The organism is Pseudoalteromonas sp. G4, from assembly GCF_028875915.1.
Taxonomy (GTDB): Bacteria; Pseudomonadota; Gammaproteobacteria; order Enterobacterales; family Alteromonadaceae; genus Pseudoalteromonas.
Map to the genome: position 1 here is coordinate 1 of NZ_JAPEHW010000044.1, position 15,172 is coordinate 15,172.

Annotated in this window: 16 protein-coding genes and 2 pseudogenes; 7 read left to right on the top strand and 11 right to left on the bottom strand. The window is 38.7% G+C overall.

The features are described 5' to 3' along the window. Positions 1-193 (bottom strand): annotated as a pseudogene (locus ON073_RS13010) (signal recognition particle-docking protein FtsY); the annotation flags it as partial. Positions 194-314: 121 nt separating this feature from the next. Between ON073_RS13010 and rsmD the strand changes: the two are divergent. Beyond that, entirely contained in the window at positions 315-899 is a 585-nt protein-coding gene (gene rsmD, locus ON073_RS13015) for a 16S rRNA (guanine(966)-N(2))-methyltransferase RsmD (RefSeq protein ID WP_274762311.1), read from the top strand. Between the two features lie 16 nt (positions 900-915). Here the strand turns inward: rsmD and ON073_RS13020 are convergent, their stop codons facing one another. Next, complete coding sequence (locus tag ON073_RS13020) at positions 916-1,506, bottom strand: YjaG family protein (protein ID WP_274762312.1); 591 nt, start codon at positions 1,504-1,506, stop codon at positions 916-918. Between the two features lie 104 nt (positions 1,507-1,610). After that, entirely contained in the window at positions 1,611-3,002 is a 1,392-nt protein-coding gene (locus ON073_RS13025) for a hypothetical protein (RefSeq protein ID WP_274762313.1), read from the bottom strand. Between the two features lie 265 nt (positions 3,003-3,267). Between ON073_RS13025 and ON073_RS13030 the strand changes: the two genes are divergently transcribed. The 4 genes and pseudogenes from ON073_RS13030 to ON073_RS13045 all read left to right on the top strand — a co-directional run bounded on the left by ON073_RS13030 (position 3,268) and on the right by ON073_RS13045 (position 7,027). Then, positions 3,268-3,699 (top strand): DUF2721 domain-containing protein, encoded by a 432-nt coding sequence (locus ON073_RS13030; RefSeq protein WP_274762314.1) that lies wholly within the window; start codon positions 3,268-3,270, stop codon positions 3,697-3,699. 122 nt (positions 3,700-3,821) lie between these two features. Next, positions 3,822-5,305 (top strand): annotated as a pseudogene (locus ON073_RS13035) (DUF3369 domain-containing protein). A gap of 126 nt (positions 5,306-5,431) precedes the next feature. Beyond that, on the top strand, positions 5,432-6,343 hold the full coding sequence (locus ON073_RS13040; RefSeq protein WP_274762315.1) for a LysR family transcriptional regulator: 912 nt from the start codon (positions 5,432-5,434) through the stop codon (positions 6,341-6,343). Positions 6,344-6,394: 51 nt separating this feature from the next. After that, complete coding sequence (locus ON073_RS13045) at positions 6,395-7,027, top strand: 2OG-Fe(II) oxygenase (RefSeq protein WP_274762316.1); 633 nt, start codon at positions 6,395-6,397, stop codon at positions 7,025-7,027. Here ON073_RS13045 and ubiA read toward each other — a convergent pair. Together ubiA and ON073_RS13055 are read right to left on the bottom strand one after the other, a co-directional pair. Next, positions 7,017-7,883, bottom strand: coding sequence for a 4-hydroxybenzoate octaprenyltransferase (gene ubiA / locus ON073_RS13050; protein ID WP_274762318.1), 867 nt, complete (start codon positions 7,881-7,883; stop codon positions 7,017-7,019). The two genes, ON073_RS13045 and ubiA, sit on opposite strands and share 11 nt — an antisense overlap. Next, a complete protein-coding gene (locus ON073_RS13055; RefSeq protein WP_274762319.1) occupies positions 7,880-8,419 on the bottom strand; it encodes a chorismate--pyruvate lyase family protein in 540 nt (179 codons plus the stop codon). The genes ubiA and ON073_RS13055 overlap by 4 nt, the downstream gene beginning before the upstream one ends. A 168-nt stretch (positions 8,420-8,587) precedes the next feature. On the opposite strand from ON073_RS13055, the gene ON073_RS13060 reads away from it, so the two are divergent. Next, a complete protein-coding gene (locus tag ON073_RS13060; protein ID WP_274762321.1) occupies positions 8,588-8,983 on the top strand; it encodes a flagellar basal body-associated protein FliL in 396 nt (131 codons plus the stop codon). Positions 8,984-9,012: 29 nt separating this feature from the next. Here ON073_RS13060 and glpG read toward each other — a convergent pair whose 3' ends face one another. The 6 genes from glpG to ON073_RS13090 form a co-directional block, all read right to left on the bottom strand. Continuing rightward, positions 9,013-9,840, bottom strand: coding sequence for a rhomboid family intramembrane serine protease GlpG (gene glpG, locus ON073_RS13065; protein WP_274762322.1), 828 nt, complete (start codon positions 9,838-9,840; stop codon positions 9,013-9,015). 5 nt (positions 9,841-9,845) lie between these two features. After that, positions 9,846-10,169, bottom strand: coding sequence for a thiosulfate sulfurtransferase GlpE (gene glpE, locus ON073_RS13070; protein ID WP_274762323.1), 324 nt, complete (start codon positions 10,167-10,169; stop codon positions 9,846-9,848). Positions 10,170-10,227: 58 nt separating this feature from the next. Then, the gene (gene tdh / locus ON073_RS13075; RefSeq protein WP_274762347.1) at positions 10,228-11,253 is read right to left on the bottom strand and encodes an L-threonine 3-dehydrogenase; all 1,026 of its coding nucleotides are present in this window, start codon (positions 11,251-11,253) and stop codon (positions 10,228-10,230) included. A 47-nt stretch (positions 11,254-11,300) separates the two neighbouring features. After that, positions 11,301-12,497: a glycine C-acetyltransferase gene (locus tag ON073_RS13080; protein ID WP_274762324.1), complete on the bottom strand. Its 1,197-nt coding sequence runs from the start codon at positions 12,495-12,497 to the stop codon at positions 11,301-11,303. 234 nt (positions 12,498-12,731) lie between these two features. Then, positions 12,732-13,289, bottom strand: a complete 558-nt coding sequence (gene gmhB, locus ON073_RS13085) for a D-glycero-beta-D-manno-heptose 1,7-bisphosphate 7-phosphatase (RefSeq protein ID WP_274762325.1) — start codon at positions 13,287-13,289, stop codon at positions 12,732-12,734. Next, positions 13,282-14,340, bottom strand: a complete 1,059-nt coding sequence (locus ON073_RS13090; protein WP_274762326.1) for a glycosyltransferase family 9 protein — start codon at positions 14,338-14,340, stop codon at positions 13,282-13,284. Before ON073_RS13090 ends, gmhB begins: the two co-directional genes overlap by 8 nt. Before the next feature lie 100 nt (positions 14,341-14,440). Between ON073_RS13090 and ON073_RS13095 the strand changes: the two genes are divergently transcribed. Continuing rightward, positions 14,441-15,163 carry a 3-deoxy-D-manno-octulosonic acid kinase gene (locus ON073_RS13095; protein ID WP_274762327.1) on the top strand — a complete coding sequence of 241 codons (723 nt, stop codon included), beginning with the start codon at positions 14,441-14,443 and terminating at the stop codon, positions 15,161-15,163. The last annotated feature ends 9 nt before the right edge of the window (positions 15,164-15,172 follow it).

The following is a 15,172-nucleotide window of genomic DNA, read 5'->3' on the forward strand; positions in this document are numbered from 1 at the left end:
TTTCTTCCGCCTCAGCTGCTAAACGAGCAGCATCGATTGCTTGACGCTTTGCTTCTGCCTCAGCTTCAATTTTTGCTTTTTCTTCCGCTTCTAATCGCGCTTGTTCTTCTGCCGCTAAACGGGCTTCTTCTTGTTGCTGTTGCTCGTCTTTTTTGCCAAAACCAAGCCAAGATAAAAATTTATTTTTTGCCATTTAAGTTAAATACCAATCACAAAATTCTGATAAACTACAATTCCCAATATGGTATCACTTTCACCGATGAATGAAAAAAATCATATTGGTTTTTTAGTCTAATTCTGTAAGTAAATTTGTAATGAGATCACACAAGTCCAAAAACAAGCCAACAATGAGTTCTGGTCAAATTAGAATTATTGGTGGTAAGTTCCGCTCTCGAAAGCTAAAAGTATTGGATGTAGAAGGTTTAAGGCCGACTACAGATAGAGTGAAAGAAACTGTTTTTAACTGGTTAATGCCGTATACCAGTAATGCGAACGTGTTAGATTGTTACGCTGGCTCTGGCGGCCTTGGTTTTGAAGCATTGTCTCGTTATGCCGAAAATGTAACCTTTATTGAACTTGATAATCTTGCACATCGTCAACTTGCAGAAAATATTAAACTACTAAGTGCTGACAATACACAATTGTTTAATGGTAATTGTTTAGAAGTATTACCAAAGTTGACTGGCAGCTATGATTTGGTTTTCATCGATCCTCCATTTAGAAAAGATCTTGCTTCAAACACATGCCATTTACTTGAAGAACTTCAATTATTAGCTGACGATGCTGTTATTTATCTTGAAGTTGAAAAAGAGTTAACCAATCTTGAATTGCCTTCAAACTGGCAAATTTTAAAAGAGAAGAATTTTGGGCAAGTAACGAGCTACTTACTGCAAAGGTAAGCAGCTCAGATATTTCCTAGCATTCAATGCCAATATTACTTTGACCATCTGCCAGCGCTAGTTGCTTTAACTCTTTTGCAGAGTCTTTATCTATACGTTGAAATGATTCTACTTTATCTATTAGTTCAGCCAACACATCCATTTCATAATTCATTAATGGGTGTGCTCTAAGTGCTGAATTGTCAGCAACTTCACCTTCAGTTGTCAGCTGATATTCAATAAATTTGGCAACACTCGCTTGCGAAATCTTACACACATCAACGAAGTTAGCCTCTTCTTTTTGTTGCATACCATTGATAAGCGTGATCAGCGCTGTACAAGTATCAATTGCAGGGTAAACACCAAACATATCAAAGTCATTTAAATCAGGCGTATTTAATTCAACTTTTTCATTAAGTTTTTCAAGGCTTATTTTTGCTTTTGGAATTAGCAATTTTTCCCAAAGTGAATTTAATACATTGCGTAATTCGGCTGCATTACCAAACTCAAGCGCCTCACTGAACAGCACATAATTAGGAAGCATACGCTCTATCATTGCTGCGGCTAGTGACGCTTGCTGTAAATAGTTTAGTTCGCGAATACGTTGAAAATTATTAGGTTTTTTCATTTTTGATAGGTCTTATCTGCAATTAGCCGAATTGTAGCAAGTTTCTGTATAAAACACATAAAAAAGGCGCACTTAAAAGTGCGCCTTTTTTGTTAATACTAAAACTACTGATTTAGTTGCTTTTGTGCATATTCAAACTTCAGTTTGAATTCAGTCACTTTAGCTTCAAGTTCTTCAACACGATCGGTTAAGCTAATATTTTCGCTTCGAATTGACTCGTAGGCACCACGTGCTTGCTGTGAATCTTTTTCAATACGACTAAGCAAGCTTGAATTTCGACCTTGCTCTCTATTAAGAGCAGTGTCTTGTGCTTCAAGTTGTCGACGCAATTGCGAAATCAAATCTTGGTCGTCTTGCTTAGCATTTTCAAGTAATGTTAACTTTTCAAGCAGCTCTTGGTTTTTAGCTGTTTCTTCAGAAAGTGCATCAGCTTGTGCTTTTACTTTTTCTTTTAAAGCACTGCTTTCTTGACTTAAATCTTTCTTAAGGTCATTAAAGCGGCCTTCGCTTTCTTTGCTAATTTCAGCTAGCTTTTCTGACAGCTCACTCACTTGCGCTTTGTGCTCTTCAATATCAGAAGACAGAAGTTTGTTTTGCTCTTCTAGCTTACCAACAATATCACCTTTCTCTTTAACTTGGCTTTCTAATTGCGCTTTTTCTTTCTCAAACTGCTGTAATGACTTTTCTTTATCTTCTAGCATTGAACGCAATGTTTCGCTGTCTTTATTCGCTTCTTGCGAGAATGACTCATGCTGTTCATGTACTGAATTTAATTCGCCGCTTACTTGATCAAGCTGCTGCTTTAACTCAGCAATCACATCATCTTTACTTACAGATTCTTGCTTCAACATCTCAATTTCATCAGTGAATACTTTTTTCACTTCCACTAATTTTTGATCTTGATTCTGATGCTCTGCTCTACGCTCTTCAATTAGCTGCTTCAGCTTGTTTGACTGCGCTTCATTTTGTTCTTTTTGTTTGCTTAGTTGAGATTCAGCAACTTCTAAACTCTCTGTTAGCTTATTAATTTGCTCACTGAACTCACCGTGCTGTTCTTCAGATTGACGACTTAATTCTTCACTCACTTTTTCAAGTTCAGCTTCTTTTACTGAAATCGCATCTTCAAGTGACTGATTATCTGACTCTAGCTGACTCGCTTTCTTTTTAATTTCAGCAAGCTGAGCTTCAAGCTGCTGAATGTGTTCATCTTCGTCGTTTTGATGTTGCACCATCGCAGCTTGATGGCCTTTTTCAAGTGCCTGCTGACTTGCGCTAAGCAATAGCGATTGCAAAATAGGTGCAATGTTTGTTGTAAACTTTTGACTTAACTCAGAAATGTATGGATGTTCAAACTCAATTGCATCAGCAACTTGTTGTTCAATACTCTCTTGGCTCGCATCCACTTTATCTGCGGCAAGATTAAACACATCACTAGGCGATAAACTGTTCAAAGCACTCAGCACTTCATTTAACTGCTTGCTCTTATTTTCACCCATGTATCCCCCTTTAGAGCTATCTTATTATTATTGCTCTTTATGTAATCCAATTTACTGAATAACTTTCTTTTGCCTTCATTCATTTTTATGAATTGTAAATGCCAAAGATAAGTGTAGACAAAAAATCTTGCGATGCTTAACCTTGCGACAAGATTTAATTGTGTTATTTTTTGCGCATTAGTCTAGCTTACAATATAGTCTGATGGAATAACCTGATTATAAATTTAGAAAAATAAGTATTTATTACTAAAACAAAAAATATAAAATGCCGATTACAATCGAACTAAACCTAACAACTCCAGCGCTGCTTTTTCCAGCAATTTCACTGCTATTACTTGCATATACCAACCGTTTTTTAGTGCTTGCGCAACTGATTAGGCAATTAAATGCCCGTGAAAATGGCAATGAAATTCGTGCTATGGTTAAAGCACAAATTTCAAACTTACGAAATCGACTAAATCTAATTCGCCGCATGCAATTTTTTGGCGTGTTATCATTTTTACTTTGTACTGCGGCCATGTTTGCCGTTTTTCTTACTCAAAGCCTGATTGGAACAGGTTTATTTGGCTTGAGCCTAGCTTGCCTTTTGTATTCTTTGATTTTATCACTCTATGAAATACACATTTCCTGTCAGGCAATCGAAATAGAATTAACAAACATTGAAAATAAACCTGTTATTGATAGCCAGCAAGAATAACCTTTCTTTTATTCAAGGCTAAAGCCCCCTTCTTTAGTCTTGAATATTTATTGCAATATTTCACTACTCACGTTTTTTACATCTATACTTTATTACAACAACAAACCAAAAGAGCAGTGATTGTGACGGATTTTCTTTTTGCTGAAGAGCATCTCGATGACATCAGGTTAGCCTCGAATGACGAGAGCTGGAATATCCTGGTTGTTGACGATGAAGAAGATATTCACCAAGTAACTAAATTGGTGCTTAATGGCTTCACATTTGAAGACAAACGCCTCATTTTTCATCATGCATATACTGCCGCAGAAGCTATGGAAATGCTCAAAGGACTACCAGAAGTTGCTGTTGCCCTAGTTGATGTAGTGATGGAAACAAACCATGCTGGGTTAGATCTTATTCGCTATATTCGTGAAGATGCTGAAAACCATGATATTCGTCTTATTTTACGCACCGGCCAACCAGGTGAACTAACGACTACAAAAACAAAACAGAACTTACCGCAATAAAACTTAAAACCTTACTCTATTCTGCCCTTCGCTCCTATCGCGACATCTGTATTATCGAACAACACAAACTCGGTCTTGAAAACATCATTAACGCATCAGCTAAGTTTTTGGAATGCGAAACTGTAAATGAGTTTGCTTCATCAATTTTAGAGCATGTGTCTGGTGTGATGGGTCATAGCGACAAAGAAATTTACTGCGCGGCAGCAATCAATTCACAAGCTGACAATGCCACAGATTTTAAATTACTAGCCTGCTCTGGCGCAGATAAAAACAGTAAAAATGTGCCTAATGAAGTTGGCAATTTATTTGAACAAGCTCATAACACTAAGTCATCTTTTAAAAATCAAAAAGAATACGTTGGTTACTTCCCAACAAAAGGCGGCTTAGAGACCATGCTATACGTAAGCAAAAGCTCTGATTTAAATGCATCGGACCATCAACTGCTAGAATTCTTTGCCAATAACATCGCCCTCGCTTACGATAACTTAAGCCTACGAGAGCTGATTCGAGAATCTCAAAAAGAACTCTCTTATATTCTCGGTGAAGCCGTTGAAAAACGCAGTAAAGAGACGGGTAGCCATGTAAAACGCGTCGCGCATTACAGTCATTTACTTGCAATAAAATATGGTTTAACGCCTTATCAAGCTGAAATAATTAAGCTTGCTTCACCACTTCATGATATCGGTAAAATATCCATTCCTGATCATATTCTAAATAAACCTGGTAAACATGATGCAGAAGAATGGGAAATAATGAAATCTCACGCTGAAATTGGTTACGATATTTTGAAAAACTCAACCAATGAAATATTAAAACAAGGTGCAACAATTGCCTACGAGCATCATGAAAGATGGGATGGTAATGGCTATCCACAAAAGCTCAGTGGTGAAAACATTGATATTTCAGGGCGAATTACTGCATTAGCAGATGTGTTTGATGCTCTTGGCAGTGAACGTTGCTATAAACCTGCATGGCCGCTCGAAAAAATCATTGATTTATTGAAAGAAGAAAAGGGTAAACAATTTGACCCTAAGCTAATTGAAATATTCCTTGATAACCTTGACGATTTCCTAGCGATTAGAGATCAATTTCCTGATTAAATTCATGTGGCTTTGTACACTTTTCTTTATATCAGCTAATAATAATTAATTACACATTAGCAATGGTATTTGTACCTCATTTATGTTCTTATAAGCTGATACACGGATTAGTTTACAGGAGTAACCATGCGTATAGAGCAATTTGAACAATTTATTGCACTTGCACATCATCAACATTTTCGCAAGGCAGCGGAAGTAAGCAACTTAAGCACTTCTGCGTTAACACGAAGCATTCAAACATTAGAGCTTGATTTAGGCTGTGATTTACTTACACGTTCAACACGTTCAGTAAAACTAACACCTGCGGGTGAGGTTTTCCTACAATACTGCCAGCAAGCACTTGATAATCATGCATTACTCCAACAAAAACTAAGTAAATTTGCTAGCAATAAAAACGAAAAGATCGTTATTGGTTATAGTCCTGAAGCGATAGGTTTAGTGCCACAAGCTTGTGGTAAATTTATGCAGAAATTCCCTAATATTTCAATTGAAATGCAGCTACAAGATGCAGATACCTTGGCCGAAAATGTGCGCAACGGGCAACTTGATTTAGCTATTAATTCACCAATAACTGCAAATACAGGTAAGTTTATTAACCTTCCTGAACAAGTGGTACTCTTTTGCCATAAAGATCACCCTATTTTAAAAAGCAGCAATATACAGTTACCACACCTTAATAAGTTACCAATTCTCGCAACGGTTAGTACAAATCAAGCGCTTAGTAAGTTAATCAATCAAGCCGCGAGTAATCTAAATAAGTTAGACTCTTTACGCCTAGGTACATTTGAGCAAATCGTTAGTAAGTTGAATGATTGTAAGCATATTGCCCTGACCACATTAGATATGATGCAAAAGATATCCAATGATGAGTCATTGGTTAATCTCAGCGCATCAATGGAACGAAATAGCACACTGACTTTAGAGCTACAAGTTGCTAAAAATAACTTAAGTGCACCTAATGTATCTGAATTGCTTAATTTTATTACTTTAGAGGCAAATACGCGTCCAGAAATAGCACTTGCAAAAGCGACTTTCTAACCGCGTCATTGTCCATTAAAATAACGCCAATTAATTTAATTGGCGTTATTTATGTCTAACACACCGCAATTTGCATTTTCTTTCGATACGTTGCTAGATGACATAGCCGAACATGGTTATAGCATCATCGAAAATGCCCTGCCCGAACAGCTTATTTCTGATCTTAATAAGCAATGTGAAGTACAATCTGAGCAATTTCAATATGCCAAAATAGGACGTCATCAAGACTTACAACAAGCCAGTACAATACGCAGTGACAAAACAAAATGGTTTGATGGCACGACCAAAGCAGAGCAAGATTATCTTGCACTCATGGAAGAAATTAGAACTGCCATCAATCAAAGTTTTTTTCTTGGTTTATTTGATTACGAATGTCATTTTGCTATTTATCAGCAAGGTGATTTTTACAAAAAACATTTAGATGCGTTTAGAGGAAAATCTAACCGTGTATTTACTACGGTGTGTTATTTAAATACCCCAGAAGAAGGCGGTGAATTATTAATTTACCCTGAAAAAGGAAAAACACCGCTAGTGAAGGTTTCGCCAACAGCGGGCACACTCATTTGTTTTGAAAGCGAGCGTTTTCCTCACGAAGTATTAGCCGCTGCAAGTACTCGCTATTCGATTGCAGGATGGTTTAGGAAGAATAATTCGAGCGCAAGCTTTGTTGACCCTAGCCAATAAAACTTGCTGCTATTCCCATAAAGATAAATAAACCAACATAATTATTATTTAAAAATGCCCAGAAACAAGCATCACGATCGCGGTGCTTAATTTTAACTTGCTGATGAGCTAACAAAAACGCTGATAACAGTACACCGACATCAAATGGCCACGGCAAATTACGGTTGAAACCAATAAATACTAAAGTCAGTAAAAATGCGATTTGTAGCAACAGCACTGCTATTTTATCAAATCGGCCAAACAAAATAGCGGTCGATTTAACACCTATCTTTAAATCATCATCCCTGTCGACCATACCGTACATGGTATCGTATGCAACAGTCCAAACGAGATTAGCAAAATACAGCCACCATGCTTCCTTTGGTACTTCACCAAGTACAGCCATATAGGCCATTGGAATCGACCAGCTAAATGCAGCCCCCAATACTACTTGCGGCAAATGGGTATAACGCTTCATAAAGGGGTAACAAAACGCCAACGCCAACGCACCAAACGACAACAAAATCGTTTGCCAATTTAAAAACAGCACCAGAATAAAAGCACATAAAATCAACAAAACAAAAAGTTGAATTGCTTCGGTTGCGGTGGCTTTACCTGAGGCCAACGGTCGCATATGAGTACGTTTTACCAAGCCATCAACTTTGCGGTCGGCAAAGTCATTAATTACACAACCAGCACTTCGCATAACAAAAACACCAGCAGTAAAAATAACTAAAATACCAAGGTCTGGCACCCCAGAGCTTGCTAGCCATAATGCCCAGTAAGTTGGCCATAATAATAACAAGGTACCTATGGGTTTATCAGTTCGCATTAATGCTTTGTAGGCATCTCTATTTTGCCACGATAATTGGATCATAGTGTGTCAAATGCTCCTGGCAAAAAGGCTTCACACACCATTAATTTTAAATCTGCTAAGTGAAAAATACTGCGCCTTGCTGGCACATCGCTCACTTCAATCGCTAAACTAGTTAATAGTGTTTGTAACGCCGACTGTTTAGTAAAATCAGTAATCATCAAGTTTTCTCTGACTAAATCAGGATGCTGAAAGATAAACTCACCAAGTGGTCTTTCCCCTAAAGAGAGAAACAGGCTGTTTTCTGCGAGCGGCGCAAGCGGGATCCAGCTTTGTGCATAGACACGCGGTTTGCTGTCACCGTATAAAATCACCTCTCTGCAAAGCGCTGTTTGTTGCTCTATACCCATAATTTTTGCTTGGGATTCAGTCAACATAATGCGTGTTTCACTCAGCACTTTTACACTAAATTCAGAAAATGTTTGCTTTAATTTTGCGGTAAGCGACCCAGTCTCTAATAACCACTCACTGCGCGAGCTATCTAACGCGGTAAAATTCTGATGCCACTGCGATGAAATATCTAAAGGAAAAGTTAACACAATAACCTGCTGCAAAAAAATAACGCGTCATTTTAGCACTGCTCAGTAATGAGCTAAATGAGAAATTAAATTTTCCATTAAATTCCCAGTAAGTGACTAGTAAAAAGCCCATAATCAAGTATTATTATTGATTAGTTACTAAGGGAAAAACAAGGTGTTAGTCACGCAATGCGTAGCCTATCGATATTTCTAATTACACTTTTATTATCACTTTCAACGCCTAAGGCATTAGCTGCGTCAAACTTTGGCTATTTTGGCTTCGAACCGGACATAATTACCAACTACATTGCAACATCGAATAAAAAACTTGGTTACGTACGAGTTACCGTTGAATTGATGATTAAAGATATGGGTAACTTAGAAGTTGTAGAGCATCATCAACCATTATTGCGTGATGCAATTGTAGAAATTATTAGTAAAGAGCAAGAAGAGCACGTTAAATCGTTAACGGGCCGCGAGGAAATTCGTAAACGTTGCAGTGAACGAGTAAAAGAATTACTTAAAGAAGAAACAGGACAAGAAATTATCCATGATGTACTGTTTACTAAATATCTATATTATTAATTTCACTAATCTAGTGTAAAAAAGCAAAGTTAATTAACTTTGCTTTTTTTATGACTATTTGCAACGAAAACACCCAACAATGCACCCGAAACAAGTCCACCTAAGTGCGCCCAATTTGCCATATTGATAAACAACACATCAGCAAAGCCAAGTACTAGCCAAACCAACATAAAGCCGACAATAGATGGGTTAATCGCTAATTTTGTATTGCCCGCAATATGACCATACAACCAACAAAAACCGAGTAAGCCATAAACTACGCCTGAGAGACCGCCAAAGTTTGCATTTTCAAGGGAAAACTGAAGCCAATTACTCGCAAGCGCAGTAACAATAAATACCAACACTAAAAAGCGTTTTCCAAGCTGCTCTGTGATTTTATCGCCAAGATACATCCACCACATCAAATTAAAAATCAAATGCATTGCCGAAAAGTGCATTATGGTGGGCGTGAACCACGAGTAAATTTTAACAGGCGAAAATTGTAAGTAAGGAAACAGCCATTCAAAGCCGCCTAGTATAAAGGCGCCATACACTAAAATAGACAGTATCGAAACACCCTGAATAAGCAGTGACAACTTGAAAAAGCGCGGCAGTAGATTGAGTGAGTTACCCATATAGCTCAGCCCATTATTGGTTGAGCCAACTTGCCAAGATGCTTCATAGTACTTTGCTTGATTAGGATCAGCGAGGAACAATTCAAGCTCTTTGTAAGCGTTATCGAATTGAGTATCTATTACAAACAAAGCAACTTGTTCACTGCTTACGGGTTTTAACTCACAATGAATATTAATGCTATTAAGATAATCACAAAAACCTTGTGCAGCCCTTACATTACTTAGCGTGGCAAGTTGTTTCACAATGATTACGCACCTGATTCAACGTTGCCAGCTTGCTCAGTGCCCCATGCAGCAAAGCCACCATCCATACTGTAAACATCTTCAAAGCCTTGTTCTACTAAGTAGCTAGCTGCCGTTTGCGAACTGATGCCGTGATAACAAACTACAACAATAGGTTGTTCGTAATCTTTTTCATTTAAAAACTGCCCCAAGTTTTCATTAGATAAACGCTCTGAGCCCGGAATTCGCGCAGATTGAAAACTATTCGGATCACGTATATCGGCAATAACAACATTGTCATTCGATAATAATGCCGCGGTTTGCGACACTGAAATATGTTTATATGACATATATACCTCAATAAAAAAGGGAGCAAATGCTCCCTTTATAATATCATCAAGCGATGGCTTAATCCCAATTTAAAATAACTTTACCCGATTGGCCCGAAATCATCGTATCAAAGCCTTTTTGGAAGTCATCAATATGGAATTCATGAGTAATAATTGGTGATAAATCTAAGCCAGATTGAATCAAACTTGCCATTTTGTACCAAGTTTCAAACATTTCACGGCCATAAATACCTTTAATAATTAACCCTTTAAAAATAACCTGATTCCAGTCAACCGCCATATCTGATGGTGGAATACCTAGCATGGCAATTTTACCGCCATGGTTCATGTTATTTAGCATGCTGTTAAACGCGCTCGGTACACCTGACATTTCAAGGCCAATATCAAAGCCTTCTGTCATACCAAGCTCATTCATCACATCTTCTAATTTCTCGTTCGCCACGTTTACAGCGCGTGTTGCACCCATTTTACGTGCAAGGTCTAAACGATATTCGTTTACATCCGTAATTACCACATGACGGGCACCCACATGTTTAGCTACCGCTGCGGCCATAATACCAATAGGGCCAGCACCTGTGATCAATACATCTTCACCGACTAAATCAAAAGACAATGCCGTGTGAACAGCATTGCCAAATGGGTCAAAAATTGATGCTAATTCATCAGGGATGTTGTCAGGAATTTTAAACGCATTGTATGCAGGAATAACTAAGTACTCTGCAAATGCACCTTCGCGGTTTACGCCAACACCCGTCGTGTTACGACATAAGTGAACACGGCCTGCACGACAGTTACGACAGTGGCCACAGGTAATGTGGCCTTCACCTGATACGCGATCACCCACTTTAAAGCCACGTACTTCTTGGCCCATATCCACTACTTCGCCAACGTATTCGTGACCAACAACCATAGGTACTGGAATGGTATTTTGTGACCACTCATCCCACTTATAGATGTGTACATCGGTACCACAAATCGCTGTTTTACGGATTTTAATTAATAAGTCATTGTGGCCAACTTCCGGTTTAGCCGTTTCTGTCATCCAGATCCCTGGTTCAGCTTTAAGTTTTGATAATGCTTTCATTTTTTTACTCACAAAAAAGGCCTGTTATCAAACAGGCCAATATCAAATTAAATGATACCTAATTCTTTACCAATACGGGTAAATGCAGCAATTGCTTTATCTAATTGCTCACGGGTATGTGCAGCAGAGATCTGTGTACGAATACGCGCTTGTCCTTTTGGTACTACAGGGAATGAGAAACCTGTTACGTAAATACCTTCAGCAAGTAATTTATCAGCCATTTCTGCTGCTAACTTAGCATCGCCTAACATCACTGGAATAATTGCGTGATCTTTACCTGCACAAGTAAAGCCAGCCGCTTCCATTTGCTCACGGAAGTAAGCCGCATTTTGCCAAAGCGTATCGCGCAGCTCTTTACCATCTGCAAGCATATCAAGTACTTTGATTGACGCTGTAACGATTGAAGGCGCTAGAGAATTTGAGAATAAGTAAGGACGAGAACGCTGACGTAACCATTCTACAATTTCAGCTTTACCTGAAGTATAACCACCTGAAGCGCCACCTAGTGCTTTGCCTAATGTCCCCGTGATAATATCTACGCGGTCCATTACATTGCAGTATTCAGGCGTACCACGACCGTTTTCGCCAACAAAACCCACAGCGTGAGAATCATCAACCATTACCAGTGCATCGTATTTGTCAGCAAGGTCACAAAGGGCTTCTAAGTTACAAATAACGCCGTCCATTGAGAACACGCCATCTGTAGCAATAAGTTTAGTTTTAACACCCGCTTCATCAGCAGCGATTAATTGCTGCTCTAAATCAGCCATGTCGTTATTGGCATAACGGAAGCGTTTTGCTTTACATAAGCGCACACCATCAATAATTGACGCATGGTTTAACGAGTCTGAGATAATGGCATCTTCTGGGCCTAAAATCGTTTCAAACAGACCAGCGTTGGCATCAAAACATGAAGAATAAAGAATAGTATCTTCAGTTTGTAAGAAGTTACTGATTTTCGCTTCTAACGTTTTATGAATATCTTGTGTACCACAGATAAAACGAACAGACGCAACACCAAAGCCATGCTCATCTAGGCCTGCCTTTGCTGCATTAATTAACTCTGGGTGATTTGCTAAACCTAAGTAGTTATTTGCACAAAAGTTAATTACAGAGTCGCCTGATGCAACTTGAATTTCAGCTTGCTGCTGTGATGTGATCACACGCTCGCTTTTATATAATCCATCTTCTTTTACTTGGTCAATCTGTTGCTTAAGCTGATCAAAAAATGCAGATGCTCTCATCCAAAGTCTCCAATGCCTAATAGAACGGGTTGCAGAATGTGCTTGCGCACAACCTGTGCAAAAAACATACATTAAGCTTTAAAATTGTAGCTTATATTTAGGAGGGTAATTGTAAAAGGTTAGCTGGATAAATGCACTTATTACTAGCAAACCCTCTTAGAAAAGTGGATTTAACTTAAATAAAATAAAAATGCAGTATAAAAAACTGCATTTTAAATATCGCATCGATTAATCTCAGTTGTTTTCACTAAATTTTTCACGCGCACAATCAAGTGAATTCCATACTTCATCTGCTAAGGAAAGCTCTTGTTCAGTTAAACTTTGGCCTGATTTAACTAAAATTTTCTTTTTAAAGCCTGCTGCCTTAGCCGCTAACATATCAGATCCTTTATCGCCAAACATGATGCACTCAGATGCATCAAGAGATAACTCTTTAACTCCTTGCAACAACATACCGGGTTCTGGTTTACGGCAATCGCAATCTTGCTGGTAGTCGGCGATACCTTTTGTTGGGTGATGCGGACAAAAATACACTTTACTGATTTCTATATCGTGCTGTTTAAATTGCTCTAGCATCCACTTTGTCAGTTCGTGAAAATCTTGCTCCGTATAGTAACCGCGCCCAATACCTGACTGGTTGGTAACAATAACTATTTTATAACCCGCAGCTTGAAATGTTTTACAGGCATCGAATACACCATCAATAAACTCAAAATCTTCGATTTTATATACATAAGCGTGGTCTACGTTAACAACACCATCTCTATCAAGGAAAACTGCCTTATTACCCATTACAAAGCCTTTCTTTTACTACACGATCAAACATCTGCTTTACACTCTCGACACTAATTTGCTGCATAAGCTCTTTGCCTTTAACACGCGTGCCCCAAGGTAGTTGCTTTGCAGTTTTGCCCGTTTGTTGTTTTAAGTTTTGATGATAAACCTCAACGACATAATTTTGGTATAAATAAGGGCCGGTACGCGCTGGGTTTGAGTGAGCATACAACCCAATCACTGGTGTCGCCATAGTAACCGCCATATGTGCAGGCCCCGTATCTGGCGCAATAACCAAAGACGCTTTTTCTAATACGCATAACAGCTGCTTTAAATTAGTTTTGCCAACTAGGTTAAGAGCGTTTGATTTCATCGACGCTTCAATCTGCTTTGCAAGGGCAATTTCAAGTTCAGTAGGGCCACCAGTAATTACCACACTAAAACCTTGTTCTTTCGCGTAATCTGCCACTTCGGCATAGCGCTCAGGTAACCAATTGCGCTCAGCCTTACTTGCAGCAGGTGAAAGTACCAATATTTTATCGCCAAGCGGGGATAGCGTTTCTTTTGCAAAATCATGATCTTCTTGGCTTACAGGCATCTGCCACGATGGCTCGTAATGCGGCACACCTATGGCTTTTGCGAAACCACGAAATCCCTCGAGAACATGCGCTTCTTTTTCAGCCTCAATACGATGATTAGTAAATAAGAAGTGCCCTTCTTTGGCGCGGTGCCAATCAAAACCTACTTTCACTTTTGCAGGAATAACACGTGCAACTAAATTGGCACGTAGTGCAACTTGCATATGAAGCAGCACATCAAACTTGCGGCCTTTAAAATGCTGTTTAAGAGTCTGAAACGCCGCTTTACCTTGCTTTTTGTCAAAAACAACTAGTTCTACACCTGGTAAATCTGCCAGTAACATCGCCTCGATTTTGCCTACCACCCAAGTGATTTTAGCGTTTGGATAATGCTGCTGAATAGCCTGAACAGCGGAGACTGCATGGCACACATCGCCAATTGCCGAAAGACGCAAAATACAAATATCGTTAAATGGGCCCTGTAAACTCACAATTTACCTAAAAACATATAAATAGATGCGTGCAGTTTAACGTAAATTAAAACTTGGTATAATCCCTTTTTGCACGCAATTACTTTTAAACACATTCGCCATGCTTTCAATTCAACGTTTAGGTTCAACATCAATCATTACACCAAAATCATTTAAAGGTGAGTTTGATGCCTCATTGTTTGATGTCACTTTCTTAGCCAGTAACGATTTAATTCGCGCCGAGAAAAAAGGCCGTGCAACAACTTACTTTTTTAATTGCGGTGAAAAAATGGGTGTATTGCGTCACTATTGGCGTGGTGGATTAATCGGCAAGTTATTGAGCGATCAATATGCCTATTTCGGTCTCAAAAATACCCGTACCTATAAAGAGTTTGCACTGCTTGTTGAAATGAAGGAAAAAGGCCTACCTGTACCAAGCGCAATTGCGGCAAAAGTCACGCGGTCAGGCTTAATTTATCGCGGCGATATCATCACTGAGGCACTGCCAAACTCACAAAGTGTGCTTGATATTCTAAAAACTCGTTCACTTTGCGAACAAGAGATAGTGCAAATTGCTGAAACTATCGCGAGTTTCCATAACCATGGTGTGAATCACGCCGACCTGAACATTAATAATATTCTGATAAGTAACAAAAATGTGTACTTAATTGATTTTGATAGAGGCACATTAGGCGCGTTCAATGCTAAACGTAATCAGAATAATATCGAGCGATTAGCACGCTCATTTGCTAAAGAAGCTGGTCGTAACGAACAATTTTATTGGCAAGAGAAAAATTGGCAGGTGTTTATAAAGGCATATAAAAGCGCACTAAAAGCAAGTTAGTGCGCTTAA

Excerpts from the sequence above, each read along its gene's own strand:
- rsmD (WP_274762311.1), top strand. The coding sequence starts at position 315 with ATGAGATCACACAAGTCCAAAAACAAGCCAACAATGAGTTCTGGTCAA.
- ON073_RS13020 (WP_274762312.1), bottom strand. The coding sequence starts at position 1,506 with ATGAAAAAACCTAATAATTTTCAACGTATTCGCGAACTAAACTATTTA.
- ON073_RS13025 (WP_274762313.1), bottom strand. The coding sequence starts at position 3,002 with ATGGGTGAAAATAAGAGCAAGCAGTTAAATGAAGTGCTGAGTGCTTTG.
- ON073_RS13030 (WP_274762314.1), top strand. The coding sequence starts at position 3,268 with ATGCCGATTACAATCGAACTAAACCTAACAACTCCAGCGCTGCTTTTT.
- ON073_RS13040 (WP_274762315.1), top strand. The coding sequence starts at position 5,432 with ATGCGTATAGAGCAATTTGAACAATTTATTGCACTTGCACATCATCAA.
- ON073_RS13045 (WP_274762316.1), top strand. The coding sequence starts at position 6,395 with ATGTCTAACACACCGCAATTTGCATTTTCTTTCGATACGTTGCTAGAT.
- ubiA (WP_274762318.1), bottom strand. The coding sequence starts at position 7,883 with ATGATCCAATTATCGTGGCAAAATAGAGATGCCTACAAAGCATTAATG.
- ON073_RS13060 (WP_274762321.1), top strand. The coding sequence starts at position 8,588 with ATGCGTAGCCTATCGATATTTCTAATTACACTTTTATTATCACTTTCA.
- glpE (WP_274762323.1), bottom strand. The coding sequence starts at position 10,169 with ATGTCATATAAACATATTTCAGTGTCGCAAACCGCGGCATTATTATCG.
- tdh (WP_274762347.1), bottom strand. The coding sequence starts at position 11,253 with ATGAAAGCATTATCAAAACTTAAAGCTGAACCAGGGATCTGGATGACA.
- ON073_RS13080 (WP_274762324.1), bottom strand. The coding sequence starts at position 12,497 with ATGAGAGCATCTGCATTTTTTGATCAGCTTAAGCAACAGATTGACCAA.
- gmhB (WP_274762325.1), bottom strand. The coding sequence starts at position 13,289 with ATGGGTAATAAGGCAGTTTTCCTTGATAGAGATGGTGTTGTTAACGTA.
- ON073_RS13095 (WP_274762327.1), top strand. The coding sequence starts at position 14,441 with ATGCTTTCAATTCAACGTTTAGGTTCAACATCAATCATTACACCAAAA.